Below are 12,005 nucleotides of genomic sequence, written 5' to 3' on the forward strand. Positions count from 1 at the left end.
TGCCGGCGATGGCACGGCCGCGTTCGACGGAGGTGAGCCGATAGATGAGGGTCGTGGAGGTGGGTGACGGGCGGATCGAGGGGGTGCTGACGTATGTCGAGCACGAGTACGGCTTCTCCTTCGAGCCGGGGAGCCCCGCCGATCTCGCCCGTGCCGTTGGCGGCGAGGGTGTTACGAGTGTCACCATCGGCACTCTTCAGATCGAGGTGGGAGTTTCGTCGCGGCGTGCCCTCTATGTCTGGGGTTATCACCCGCGCTCTCTCTGGGAGGAGGTCTCCCTGTCGCCGCCGGCCGCCAAGCCGGGGGCGGTGATCCTGGATCCGGACGAGCCGTTCGAGATGGGGGTCTCGGAAGCCCTGGCCGCGGTGGGCGAGTGGCCGACAGCGTACGACCCCGCCTGCGGCTGGCTCCGTATCGCTCCCGACGGCGCAGACGATGAGCGCACCGAGGTGGCCACGGGCGTGGTGCTGGGGCGGAGAGGACGGGAACTGCACTCCGTCTGGCTCCAGCCGTTCTTCGAAGCGTGACCCCGGTCCGCGTCCATCCGTCAGTGGTCGCAGTGCGGCGGCTCGCCGGTGCTTCTAGCCGACGTGCTCGTCAGCGCGCGGGGAGGGTGGGGTGGGGCGGCCAGGGGCCGGGGGCGAGCATGTCGTTGGTGATGGCCCAGCGCTCGTGGTCCTCCCAGGCGCCGTCGACGTACAGCAGGGCGGGTGCCAGCCCCTCGAAGCGGAAGCCGTGGCGTTCCACCAGCTTCAGCGAAGGCGTGTTGCCGGGTTGGATCTGAGCCTCCAGGCGGTGCAGCCGCAGTTGGCCGAACGCGTAGTGCAGCACCAGGTCGAGGCCCTCGGACATGTAGCCCTGCCCGGCATAGGGCACGAAGGCGGCGTAGGCCAGTGAGCCGTTCTGGTAGCGGCCCCGGATGATGCTGTTGATGTTGACCGTGCCGGCGACGGCGCCGGTGTCGCGCACGCAGATCAGCAGGGACTGGGCGTTCTCGTGGTCGTACCGCGCGAGGTAGGCGTCGAAGTCCTCCGGGGTGCGCGGCAGGACGACCCACGGATGGTGCAGGTCGAGACTCGCCCGGGTGAGCGCGATGAACTCGTCGCGGTCGCCCGCTGTGAGGGGGCGCAGTGTCACCCGCGAGTCGTCCTGTCCCCGGCCCGCCAGGAACTCCTCGACCCCCGCCGCCGTCCGCGCGGTCCCCTCCGCGACATCACCCTGAACCATGAGGGAACGGTACCGCTCCGGCCGGGTGCGCAGGACGTCGGAGATGTCGTGTCCGCCCCCTGGCGTCGCTTCACCAGGCGCGCGGCGATCCCCGACGGTCGCGGGTGAAAGGTCGCGAGACGGGTCATCGGGCGACATGGTGGTTCGCCGTACCCGGAGCCCCTGATTTCGCTAGCGTCGCTTGAGTCCCGTTGGAGAGGAACCTCGGATGCGACGACTCCCGTTCGTGCTCGCCGCCGTGCCGGCCGCGGTCTCGCTTCTCGCCTCGCCGGTCTGCGCGCAAGCCGCCGGGCACGGCATCGCGGGTGTCAAGGGCCAGGCGACCTTCTACGACCTACGGTCCGGGGGCGGCAACTGCTCCTACCTCACGCCTCCGGCAGACGGGCTCTACGTCGCGCTCTCCCCCGGCGAGTACGCGGGCGGCGCCGCCTGCGGCGGATACCTGGACGTCACCGGGCCGCGCGGTACCGTCCGGGTCAAGGTGGTGGACCAGTGCCCGGAATGCCGGAAAGGTCAGCTCGACCTGAGCCGTAAGGGCTTCGCCCGGGTCGCGGATCCCGGCAAAGGCCTGGCCAGAGTGACCTACCGCCCGGTCCGGGATCCGCGAGTCGGCGCGCCGCTCTCCTTCCGGGTCAAGGAAGGGTCGTCGCGGTGGTGGCTGGGGCTGCTGGTGATCGACCACGGCAACCCGCTCACCTCGGTCGAGGTACGAGGCGCCGGCGGGGTGTGGCACAAGCTCGCCCGCACCGACTACAACTACTGGATCGCCTCGTCGGGTGCGGGCAAGGGGCCGCTCACCGTCAGGGTGACCGACTCCCGTGGCCACCGGGCCATCGCCAAGCGGGTGCGGCTCGCACCGGCGGTGACCCAGCGGACCACGGCCACGATGTACTGAACGCCCGTGACCCGAGCGCCGTCGCTCCGGACGCGGGACCGGAACGCCGTCAGCCGGGAGCGCGAGGGGCCGCGCTCGCCCGGCGACGTCGATCCGTGATCGCCGGGCGAAGCGCCGCCATCGACCGGGACGCGGGCCGGAGCGCCGTCAGTCGGGGCGCGGGGCCGGGTCGGCGGTGACCGAGCGCAGCAGGGGGCGGCTCGCGGCGCCTGCGGCGATCACTCCGGCGAACCCCGCGACGACGCAGACCAGCAGGGTCAGCGCCCCCGTCCCGCTCATGGTGAGCCGGGCGAAGGGCAGCGCACAGCACACCCCTGCGGCGATCGAGCCGCCGCCCATCACCGTCAGCGGGACGAGCGTCTCCAGCAGGCGTGCCCGATCGAGCACCGCCAGATCGGTGCCGGCCAGGCGCAGCAACGCGTAGGTCTGCCGCCGGTCCAGGATCGACGAGGCCGCCGTGATGCCCGCGCTCACGATCGCCACCAGGAAGGACACCACCAGGACGATGAGCGTGCCGGTCCTGATGTCGCGCAGCAGCCAGGCCGTCATCGGGTCGTTCTCGATCGACAGAGACGCGCTCGGGGTGAGCAGGCCGATGAACCCGGCCACGAAGCCGGTCAGCGCGACCCCGCTCACCGTGCGCCAGGCCGACCTTGGGTCATCGACGAGGCGCCGCCCGGCGAGCAGCGCCGCCGGGCGGCGCGCGGTCGCGGCGGTGATCCGGCCGATGACACCGACCACCCAGGGACCGGCGAGGTTGACGGCGAGGAACGCCGCGCTCAGCACGGCCACGACGACGGTCAGGCTCACCCCGGCGCCCAGGAGCGGCGTCGCGGCCAGGCACGCGATCAGCACGAGCACGCGGACGAACCGCATCCCGGGCGGGGTCTGCCGCCTGGCCACGCCCAGCGGGCCGACCACGACCCGCCGCAGGCCCACCACCGCCGACAGGCCGACCAGCAGCGGGACGGCGAGCAGCACCGCGCCGACCGGGAGCACGCCCGGCCAGATGTCGGAGGCGAACCAGCCACCCCCGGCGATCCGCACCCCGGTGAGCGGCCAGATGGCGGCCGCGTACAGCAGCAGCCCGCACAGCGCCCCGGCCAGCGCCGTGACCACGGCCTCCGCGACGGTCATCGCGACGACCTGGCCAGGGGTCGCGCCCACCAGGCGCAGGGACGACAGACGGCGGTCGCGCCGGGCGACGGTGAGCCGGGCCGCCGCGCCCCCGAAGACCAGCAGCGGCACGACCATCAGGACGCTCGCGACCGCCGCCAGCGCCTGGTAGGCGGTCGCGTCGGAGGACGGGGCACCGGTGAGATCGGCGACCTTGGAGGCGGACGGGCCGAGCCGGTAGTCCCCCTTCCACTGGGCGGTCATGATCGCCTCGCCGGGGGTGTGCCCGGCGAGGGCGACCAGCTCTCCGGGGTGGACGAGCGCCTCGTCGCCGATCGTCCCGGCCCGTCTGCCGGGCACGCGTGCGGCGACCGAGGGATCGTCCGCGGCGAGCTCGGCCAGCGCGGGCGACAACAGCACCTCCCCCGGCGCGGGCAGGCGAGGTACTCCGGGAGGAAGGGCGAGGCCCGGCGCGAGCACGGCGAGGTGCACCACGGTGAGCGCCCGGTCGCCGACGAAGCCGGTGCGGACGGCCTGCACCGCGCGGGCCTGCCCGGTCTCGGTACCGGTGAGCGGCACGGGGTTGCGCCAGGCGCCGCGCTCGGCCCGGCCGGCGAAGGCGAAGTTGACCGCGACCGCGAACAGCAGCAGCGCCGTGGACACGGCCACCGCGGCCAGGGTCAGCGACGAGCCGAGCAGGCCCCGCCGGCCCCCGCCGCGCAGCAGCCGCCAGGTGAGGTCGAACAGGCTCCTCATCGCCCCTCCGTCCCCGCCATTGAAGCAGGCGCGGGGGTGGCATAGGGGAGGACGCGGCCGTCGCGGACCTCGATGACGTGGTCGCACCAGCGGGCCACCTGGGGGTCGTGGGTCACCACGACCAGGGACGCGTCGTTGTGCCGGGTCGCCTCGACCAGCAGGCGCATCGTCTCGTGCCCGGTGGCCTGGTCCAGCGCGCCGGTGGGCTCGTCGGCGAACACCACCGCGGGACGGACGACCAGCGCGCGGGCGATGGCCACCCGCTGGGCCTGCCCGCCGGACAGTTCGCCCGGCCGCCTGCCCTCCATGCCGGCCAGGCCGAGCGGCCCGAACCACTCCCGGGCCCGCCGGACGGCCTGGCCGCGTGGCAGGCCGCCGAGCATGAGCGGCAGCGCGATGTTCTCGTCCGCCGGCAGTTCGGGCAGGAGCTGGCCGAACTGGAACACGAAGCCGAAGCGGGTGCGCCGCAGCGCGCTGCGCCTGCGCTCGCCCAGCCGGTCGATGCGCTCTCCCAGCAGGTGGACCTCGCCGGAGTCCGGCTTCATGATCCCGGCCAGGCAGTGCAGCAGAGTGGACTTTCCCGAGCCGCTCGGCCCCATGATGGCCAGGGCCTCGCCCCGGTGGATCACCAGGTCGACGCCGGCGAGGGCGACAGTGGGCCCGAAGCTCTTCCGGAGGCCCGTCCCGGACAGGACGACGGTCTGCGATGACATGCGAGAAGCGTCCCGCGCGCCCGGCCTCCGCCGGATCGGCCGGTCGCCGGATCAGCGGCCGGACCGGTCGGCCGAAAGGACGATTCCGCGGGCTCCGAACCGCCGGTGCGGGTCCGAGGAGTGCCGCATCGCTGGCAGAATCGGGCGGGTGAGGGTGCTCGTCGCGGATGACCAGGAACTCGTGCGAACCGGCTTCCAGATGATCCTCGACGCCCAGCCCGGCATCGAGGTGGTCGCGGCGGTCGCCGACGGCGTCGCCGCCGTCGAGCAGGCCCGGCTGCTGCGGCCCGACGTCTGCCTGCTGGACATCAGGATGCCCCGGCTGGACGGGCTGGAGGTCACCCGCATCCTGGCCGGTCCCGGCGTGCCCGACCCGATGCGGGTGGTCATCGTCACCACCTTCGACCTGGACGAGTACGTGTACGGGGCGCTGCGCGCGGGCGCGTGCGGGTTCCTGCTCAAGGACAGCGGCCCCACCCTGCTGATCGAGGCGGTGCGCGCCGCGGCCAACGGTGACGCCCTGGTCTCGCCGTCGATCACCGTGCGGCTGCTGTCGCACCTGGCCGGGCCGATGCCCGCGCCGTCCCGGCCGCTGCGCGAGCCGCTGACCGAGCGCGAGCTGGACGTCGTACGCCTGGTCGCGCGGGGCCGCACCAACCAGGAGGTCGGCGGGGAGCTGTTCATCTCGCTGTCCACCGTCAAGACGCACATGGCGAGCATCCAGACCAAGCTCGGCGCGCGTAACCGGGTCGAGGTCGCCGCCTGGGCCTGGGAGACCGGCGTCGTCCGCTGAGCCTCGCAGCCCCGGACCCACCCGGCCCTCACCTCCCGGCCCGCTCTGCACCTCCTGGCCCTGTGTGACCTGAGCCTGCCGCCCCACCCGACCATGCCTTTCTGCCCTGCCTGACCTGGGCCTTCTGGTGGCGCGGGGCGTGCTCGTGCGGAGCGGGGGGCACATCTGGGGGAGATCCTGGATCTTCTTCGTCGCCGCGCCGATTAGCGGAGAGGTCCGCTGGATAGGAGTGAGTCAGGCGTCGCGCTATGTCGCAGACGAACCACGACTTTCAGCGCATGCCGGGGGGAGACACACATGCGCTATGCCCGATCGGCACTGAGCAGGTCAGCGGCCGGCGTCTACCTGGCGCTCGCCGCCCAGATCGCCACCTTCGCCTGCCTGGTCGTCTTCGAGGAGGCGCGGGGCAAGCAGCTCGCGCGGCAGGTGGCCCGGCTCGGCGGTGACCCGGACGCGCCCGGCGCGAAGGCCGTCACCGGCGCGATGTCGTGGTTCGCCGTGCTGGTCCTGCTGGTCGTCGCGACCACCGTGGCCGCCGGCTGCTCGTACTTCGCCTGGCTGCGCCGCGCGGGCGCGACCCCTCGCATGATCGCCATCGCGTGGTTCGTGCCGGTGCTCAACCTGGCCGCGCCCGCGCTGCTCCTGCACGCCCTCCGGCAGGACGCCGGGCTGCGGGAGGGCCGGCGGCGCCCCTGGCTGGTGCTGCTGGCCGTGTGGTGGGCGTGCTGCCTGGCCATGGTGTTCCTGCTCATCGTGCGGCCGCCGTTCGCGCACGCCCCGCACGGCGGCACCCTGACCGGTCTCGGCCCGGCCGAGCTGGTGGTGGCGGTGGTCGCCGCGCTGCTGTGCGCGGCGACCGTCAAGGAGGTCACCCAGGCGCGGGTCAGCGCCCGCCCTTCCTCGATCGCCCACTCTCTGAAGCTGCTGCCCGCCCTGCGCTCCCTTCCCCGGCACACCTATCCGGCCGGGGAATGAACCCGATCGGTCCCGAGCTGCCCGGGCTGGCGTGCCAGAGCTTGCGCGGCGGGGTGGTCACGCCCGGCGCGGGGCCGATGTCGGCGTAGGGGGACAGCCGGTAGCCGTTGCCGTACTCGGTGGGCCGCCCGCCGACGCCCGCCCGATCGCCCTCGGCGCGTGCCTTCCGGGCCCCGGCGGCACGCGACCGGCGCCCGCGCCCCGTACCGGCCTGGTCGCCGCGGCCGGGGCCGAGCACGGCGCGTACGGCCTCCAGGCCCTCGGTGCGCCACAGGTGGTCCAGCTCGGCGAGGTTCCAGCAGTCGACGGCGCGCAGCGACACCGCACGCGCGCCGACCCGGCGGACGACGCCGCGGGCGACCATCATCCAGGAGCCGAACACCGTGGCGGCGCAGCGTTCCTGCACCGACTCGAAGAAGGTCAGGTCGATCGGGCCGGTCGAGTCGTCGAGCGTGGTGAAGATGACGCGCTGCCCGGAACGGACGGCCGGGGTCTGCGTGGCGACCTTCACCCCCGCGACCAGGATCTCGGCGCCGCCCCGTACGGCGAGCAGCTCGTCGGACCTGACCACGCCGATCGCGTCGAGCAGGTCGTCGTAGAAGCCGATGACGTGCCGGCTGACGTCCAGCCCGAGGATCTCCAGCTCGGCCTCCACGGCCTCGGCCTCGGTCATCTCGGGCAGTTCGCCGGGCTCGACGTGCTCGGTGAACGACATCGGGATCTGCACCGCCTGCGGCGGGCCGCCCGCCCCCGCGCCGGTGGAGGTGCCGGTGGCGCCGGCAGCGCCCCGCGCACCGGTGCGGCGGGCCCGGCGGCGGGAGGAGGTCACGCCGGTGGCGGACGCGCGTTCCAGCGCGCCGACCTGGGCGATCAGGTCGCGCCTGGTCAGCTCGCCGGGACGCCAGCGCAGGCCGCCGGGGTGCAGTCCGTGCAGCGCGTCGAAGCCGCCGACCTGCACGATGCGCTCGGCGACCGGGCGGGAGGGCCGGGCGCGTTCCCAGAAGTCGGCCAGCGAGGTGTACGGCTGCCCGGCGACCATGCGCTCGACCTCCGCCTCGCTGATGCCCTTGACCGCCGAGAACGGCACCCGCAGGCCGTACCCCTCGGAGAACCCCTCCACGACGTCCCGGTCATCCCCGGTCGCCAAAGGCTTCACGACCTCCAGCGCTTCCGGCGTTTCCGCCGCCTCCTGTGGCCCCCGGATCTCCAGAGGGTTCCCGGCCTCGCGCGTCTCCATCGATTCCCGGACCTTCGTGGCCTCCCGGGGCTCCGCGGGCGGCGGGCGTTCGACCAGCCAGTGGCGGCCGGACCCGTTGACGTCCAGGGGCAGGACGGCGACGCCGCACTTGCGGGCCTCGTCGAGGATCACCCGCCCGGGGTACATGCCGGGGTCGTGGGTGAGTACCCCGGCCAGGAACGCCGCCGGGTGGTGGCGTTTCAGCCAGGCCGACTGGTAGGTGGGCAGCGCGAACGCCGCCGCGTGCGCCTTGCAGAACCCGAACGAGCCGAACGCGTCGAGCACCTGCCAGGCGCGGTCGGTGGTCTCGCGGTCGAACTCGGGGAGCACCGCGGCCTCCCACCAGCCCCGCACCCGCTCGCGGCTCGCGGGGTCGCCGAGCGCGCGGCGGACCCTCTCGGCCTCCGACAGGCCGCACCCGGTCATGACGTCGACGACCCTCAGCACCTGCTCGTGGAAGACGACGACGCCGTTGGTCTCGCGCAGCGCGGGGCGCAGCCGGGGGTGCGGGTAGGACGGCTCGCGCCAGCCGTGCCGTGCCTCCAGGTAGGGGGTGACCATGTCGGAGTTGACCGGGCCGGGCCGGAACAGCGAGATGTCGACGATCAGGTCGTGCATGGTGCGTGGTTCGAGCTTGGCCACCAGCTCGCGCTGGCCGGGCGACTCGATCTGGAAGCAGCCGATGGTGTGGCCGGTGCAGATCATGTCGTACGTGGCCGGGTCGTCGCGGGGGACGTCCTGTTCGAGGTCGATGTCCTGGTCGTCCACCCGCTTGATCTCGTCCAGCGCGTACGCCAGCGCCGACTGCATGCGCACGCCGAGCACGTCGAGCTTGAGCAGCCCGGCCTCCTCGACATCGTCCTTGTCGAACTGGCTCATCGGGAAGTCGAGCATGCTGCGCTCGACCGGGGTGAGGTCGCGCAGGCCGGAGTTGCCGACCAGCACGCCGCAGGGGTGCAGGGCGATGTGGCGGGGCAGCCCGTCGAGCCGCTCGGCGAGCCGGAACACGGTGTCCAGGGAGCGGTCGTCCAGGCCGCTGCCGCGCAGCTCGGGCAGGTCGGACAGCGCGGCGCGGATCTGCCGGGCCCTGATGTGCGGGAACGCTTTGGCGATGAGGTCGGTCTCGTGCGGCGGCAGCCCCATGGCGGCGCCGACGTCGCGGATGGCGCTGCGCGCGCGGTAGGTCTCCATCATGGAGACGCAGGCCACCCGGCTCTCGCCGTACCGGTCGAGGATGGCCTGGTAGCAGTCGAGCCGCCGCGCCGACTCGACGTCGATGTCGATGTCGGGCAGCCCTTTGCGGCCTTCGGACAGGAAGCGCTCCATGAGCAGGCCGTGGTCGAGCGGGTCGACCTCGCCGATGCGGATCAGGTAGTTGACCAGGCTGCCCGCGCCCGAGCCCCTGATCGCGCAGCGGACGCCCATGCCGCGGATCAGGTCGGTGATGCCGGAGACGGCGACGAAGTACCCTGACAGCCGTTTACGCTCGATGACGCGCAGCTCGTCCGCCAGCCGTTCGCGCGCCTGCCCGGATCGTTCCAGCCCTCGGTGGGCCAGGCCGTCCTCGCAGCGGCGGCGCAGCAGGGCGACCGCGTCGCCGTCCACCTCGGGCAGGTGCAGCCGTTCGGGCTCGGCACGCAGGGCCAGGACGTCCCGCGGGTCGAAGGCGCAGCGCTCGGCGACCCGCCGGGTCTCGGCGAGCAGCCGGGCGGCGCGTCCGGAGTCGCCGCCGCAGACGCGCGCGGCCGCCTGGACCATCTCCTTGCCGCTCTTGAGGTAGGCGTGCGAGGCGGAGTGCTCGACGTGGCGGGGGTGCAGCGGCACGAGCTTGCGCGCGGCGTCGAGCACGTCGCCGACCCGGTAGTCGCCGGGGTCGAGGTGGCGTACGGCGTTGGTCAGCACGGCGGGCACGTGCATCGCCTTGGCCAGGGCGAGCATGCGGGCGGCGGTGGCCGACTCGTGGTGGCCGTAGTGGTCGACGACCTCGACCACCAGGTCGGGCACGGCCCGCCGCCAGGCGGCGAGCAGGACGCGGGCGTGCTGGTCGCGGCGCGCGGCCACCGCCCGGCCGACGTCGGAGCGGGGCCCCAGCATGACCACCAGCCCTTCGGCGTGCCGGGCGACCAGCTCGCGGGTGACGTGCGGCTCGCCGCGGCGGCCGGCCTGGTGGGCGTCGGTGGTGAGCCGGCACAGGTGGCGCCAGCCGCCGTTCCGGGCCAGGACGGTGATCCGCTGCTCGGCACTCTCCTCGCCTGCCGGGCCGCGGGAGGGGGCGTGTTCCCCTTCGGTGGCGCTCAGGGCGAAGTCGGCGCCGACGACGGGCCGGACGCCGGCGTCGGCGCACGCCTGGATGTGCTTGACCGCGCCGTACATGCCGTCGCGGTCGGTCAGCGCGAGGATGTCCATCTCGTGCCCGGCCGCCCGCGCGACCAGCTCGCCGGGGAACGCCGTGCCGTACCGCAGGGAGTAGGCGGAGGCGACGTGGAGGTGGGTGAACATCAGTCCCACGCCCTGAGCATCAGCCAGCCGGCGGCGGCGGTGTCGAAGCGCAGCTCGTAGGTGCCGGTCGCGGGACCGGGACTGGCCTCCACCCGCCAGAACCGGCGCTCGCCCGGGTCGTTCTCGGAGATCTTCCACCACTCGCGGGAGGTCACCCAGTGGTCGAGGACCCGGTGGACGACGTAGAGACGGTCGCGCCAGACGAAACGGGCCGGCTCGCCGTCTCGCGTCCACACCTCGATGGGATCCCCGTAGATTCTGCTCAAGGCGCTCCTTCTCCCAGGGTTTGGTCGATCTTGTGAGCACCCGGGGGAAGGCGGGCGGTGCTACATCCGAACATATGTTCTCACCGGCCCTCAGGGCAAATCATCCCAGCCCACGCGGGGTCGGGTCCGCCCGGCGCGACCCGCTCCGGCCGGTCACCGCACCCGCCCTCCGCCGCCGTTCCGGCCGCGCGGAGCACGGCACGCAGGGTGAACGGCGACGTCACCGCTTGTTCATATATGGACACCCGAACGCAGTGAAGTAGATGCGCCGTGTTATCCAGGCCCGCTTATCGTCATGGCACAACTCTGACAAAAGTGGGATGCAAGCGTGCAAAGTTCTCGAATTCGGATCGTTGGTCTGGCAGCCGCCCTGACCGTCACCACCTATTTCGGCGCCATCGCCTGCGGCGCGGCCCCGACGACCGCTTCCCAGGGCGGCTCCTCCGCCGGAGCCGGCGCCGCCGCGACCGCGACCTCCGCCGCCGACCTCGGCGGCCTGGACAAGCTCGCCGAGGCGGCCAAGAAGGAGGGGCAGCTCAACGTCATCGCCCTCCCGCCGAACTGGGCGAACTACGGCGAGATCATCAAGGCCTTCTCCGACAAGTACGGCATCAAGGTCAACAGCGAGAACCCCGACGGCTCCAGCGCCGACGAGATCAACGCGGTCAAGACCCGCAAGGGCCAGGACCGCGCCCCCGACGTGCTCGACCTCGGCCAGGCGTTCGCGCTCAGCGGCGCCCAGGAGGGCCTGTTCGCCCCGTACAAGGTGCAGACCTTCGACAAGATCCCCGAGGGCCAGAAGGAGGCGACCGGCACCTGGTACAACGACTACGGCGGCTACGTCTCCATCGGCTGCGACGCCAAGCGCGTCAAGAGCTGCCCGCAGACCTTCGCCGACCTGCTCAAGCCCGAGTACAAGGGCAAGGTCGCGCTGAACGGCAACCCGACCAAGGCCGGCGCCGCCTTCGCGGGCGTGTTCGCCGCCGCCCTGGCCAGCGGCGGCTCGTTCGACGACATCCAGCCCGGCCTGGACTACTTCAAGAAGCTCAAGGCCGCCGGCAACTTCAACCCCGTCGAGGCCACGCCCGCCACCATCCAGAACGGCGAGACCCCGATCACCATCGACTGGGACTACCTCAATGCCGGGTACACCGGCGAGTTCGCGGCCAAGGGCGTGGACTGGAAGGTCGTGGTCCCGAGCGACGGCAAGTACGCCCAGTACTATGCTCAGGCGATCAACAAGGACGCCCCGCACCCCGCCGCCGCCCGGCTGTGGGAGGAGTTCCTCTACAGTCCCGAGGGCCAGAACCTCTACCTGAAGGGGTACGCCCGCGCCGTGCTGCTACCCGCCATGCAGACCGACGGCAGCGCCGACGCCACGCTGGTGGACAAGCTGCCCAAGGTCGAGGGCACCCCGCAGTTCCCGACCGACGCTCAGGTCAACAAGGCCAAGGAAGTGCTGGCCACCGGCTGGGGCGCCGCGGTCTCGGGATGACCCGTCCCTCCACGATGCGATCGGCCCTCCTCC

10 protein-coding genes are annotated in these 12,005 nt (G+C 72.9%); 5 read left to right on the top strand and 5 right to left on the bottom strand.

What is annotated here, in order from left to right:
- Positions 1 to 44 precede the first annotated feature (44 nt).
- Positions 45 to 527: a hypothetical protein gene (locus tag IEY93_RS27635; protein ID WP_189166058.1), complete on the top strand. Its 483-nt coding sequence runs from the start codon at positions 45 to 47 to the stop codon at positions 525 to 527.
- A gap of 70 nt (positions 528 to 597) precedes the next feature.
- Here IEY93_RS27635 and IEY93_RS27640 read toward each other — a convergent pair whose 3' ends face one another.
- Positions 598 to 1,227: a GNAT family N-acetyltransferase gene (locus IEY93_RS27640; protein ID WP_189166059.1), complete on the bottom strand. Its 630-nt coding sequence runs from the start codon at positions 1,225 to 1,227 to the stop codon at positions 598 to 600.
- Positions 1,228 to 1,435: 208 nt separating this feature from the next.
- Between IEY93_RS27640 and IEY93_RS27645 the strand changes: the two genes are divergently transcribed.
- A complete protein-coding gene (locus IEY93_RS27645) occupies positions 1,436 to 2,122 on the top strand; it encodes an expansin EXLX1 family cellulose-binding protein (RefSeq protein ID WP_189166060.1) in 687 nt (228 codons plus the stop codon).
- A 147-nt stretch (positions 2,123 to 2,269) separates the two neighbouring features.
- On the opposite strand, the gene IEY93_RS27650 is transcribed toward IEY93_RS27645, so the two are convergent.
- On the bottom strand, positions 2,270 to 3,994 hold the full coding sequence (locus IEY93_RS27650) for an FtsX-like permease family protein (protein WP_189166061.1): 1,725 nt from the start codon (positions 3,992 to 3,994) through the stop codon (positions 2,270 to 2,272).
- Positions 3,991 to 4,707, bottom strand: coding sequence for an ABC transporter ATP-binding protein (locus IEY93_RS27655; RefSeq protein ID WP_189166062.1), 717 nt, complete (start codon positions 4,705 to 4,707; stop codon positions 3,991 to 3,993). Before IEY93_RS27655 ends, IEY93_RS27650 begins: the two co-directional genes overlap by 4 nt.
- 154 nt (positions 4,708 to 4,861) lie before the next feature.
- Between IEY93_RS27655 and IEY93_RS27660 the strand changes: the two genes are divergently transcribed.
- Both IEY93_RS27660 and IEY93_RS27665 read left to right on the top strand, forming a co-directional pair.
- Entirely contained in the window at positions 4,862 to 5,500 is a 639-nt protein-coding gene (locus tag IEY93_RS27660) for a response regulator (protein WP_372444528.1), read from the top strand.
- Between the two features lie 297 nt (positions 5,501 to 5,797).
- A complete protein-coding gene (locus tag IEY93_RS27665) occupies positions 5,798 to 6,475 on the top strand; it encodes a hypothetical protein (RefSeq protein ID WP_189166064.1) in 678 nt (225 codons plus the stop codon).
- On the opposite strand, the gene IEY93_RS27670 is transcribed toward IEY93_RS27665, so the two are convergent.
- The gene (locus tag IEY93_RS27670; RefSeq protein ID WP_189166091.1) at positions 6,384 to 10,211 is read right to left on the bottom strand and encodes a DNA polymerase III subunit alpha; all 3,828 of its coding nucleotides are present in this window, start codon (positions 10,209 to 10,211) and stop codon (positions 6,384 to 6,386) included. The genes IEY93_RS27665 and IEY93_RS27670 overlap by 92 nt on opposite strands.
- Positions 10,211 to 10,477, bottom strand: coding sequence for a DUF6504 family protein (locus IEY93_RS27675; RefSeq protein ID WP_189166065.1), 267 nt, complete (start codon positions 10,475 to 10,477; stop codon positions 10,211 to 10,213). The genes IEY93_RS27670 and IEY93_RS27675 overlap by 1 nt, the downstream gene beginning before the upstream one ends.
- Before the next feature lie 328 nt (positions 10,478 to 10,805).
- On the opposite strand from IEY93_RS27675, the gene IEY93_RS27680 reads away from it, so the two are divergent.
- On the top strand, positions 10,806 to 11,972 hold the full coding sequence (locus IEY93_RS27680) for an ABC transporter substrate-binding protein (RefSeq protein WP_189166066.1): 1,167 nt from the start codon (positions 10,806 to 10,808) through the stop codon (positions 11,970 to 11,972).
- Positions 11,973 to 12,005: the final 33 nt, after the last annotated feature.

The sequence above is a fragment of the Sphaerisporangium melleum genome (genome assembly GCF_014646695.1).
In the GTDB taxonomy this organism is placed as follows: domain Bacteria; phylum Actinomycetota; class Actinomycetes; order Streptosporangiales; family Streptosporangiaceae; genus Sphaerisporangium; species Sphaerisporangium melleum.

Bases quoted from the DNA above. Each gene is read 5' to 3' on its own strand.
- IEY93_RS27635 (WP_189166058.1), top strand. From the start codon at position 45: ATGAGGGTCGTGGAGGTGGGTGACGGGCGGATCGAGGGGGTGCTGACG.
- IEY93_RS27640 (WP_189166059.1), bottom strand. From the start codon at position 1,227: ATGGTTCAGGGTGATGTCGCGGAGGGGACCGCGCGGACGGCGGCGGGG.
- IEY93_RS27645 (WP_189166060.1), top strand. From the start codon at position 1,436: ATGCGACGACTCCCGTTCGTGCTCGCCGCCGTGCCGGCCGCGGTCTCG.
- IEY93_RS27650 (WP_189166061.1), bottom strand. From the start codon at position 3,994: ATGAGGAGCCTGTTCGACCTCACCTGGCGGCTGCTGCGCGGCGGGGGC.
- IEY93_RS27655 (WP_189166062.1), bottom strand. From the start codon at position 4,707: ATGTCATCGCAGACCGTCGTCCTGTCCGGGACGGGCCTCCGGAAGAGC.
- IEY93_RS27665 (WP_189166064.1), top strand. From the start codon at position 5,798: ATGCGCTATGCCCGATCGGCACTGAGCAGGTCAGCGGCCGGCGTCTAC.
- IEY93_RS27670 (WP_189166091.1), bottom strand. From the start codon at position 10,211: ATGTTCACCCACCTCCACGTCGCCTCCGCCTACTCCCTGCGGTACGGC.